Genomic DNA, 243 nt, shown 5'->3' with positions numbered 1-243 from the left:
ACAACTTCGAGAACATGCGCGAAGGCGTCGGCCTGGCTGACCGCGCCACCTTCCTCATCGATCCAGACGGCGTTATCCAGTTCTTCGAGGTTTCCTCGGAGGGAATCGGCCGCAACGCAGCTGAACTGATCCGCAAGGTCAAGGCAGCTCAGTATGTCGCCGCGCATCCGGGCGAAGTGTGTCCCGCGAAGTGGGAAGAAGGCGAAGAGACGCTGGCTCCGTCCCTGGACCTCGTCGGCAAGA

The 243-nt window shown here is 61.7% G+C and carries 1 pseudogene; it reads left to right on the top strand.

The window, feature by feature from the left end:
• A pseudogene (locus QP381_RS09385) lies at positions 1-243 on the top strand (peroxiredoxin); the annotation flags it as partial.

The sequence above is a fragment of the Pauljensenia sp. UMB6358 genome (assembly GCF_030216865.1).
GTDB classification, from domain to species: Bacteria; Actinomycetota; Actinomycetes; order Actinomycetales; family Actinomycetaceae; genus Pauljensenia; species Pauljensenia turicensis_A.
This window is presented reverse-complemented; position numbering and strand designations above follow the sequence as displayed.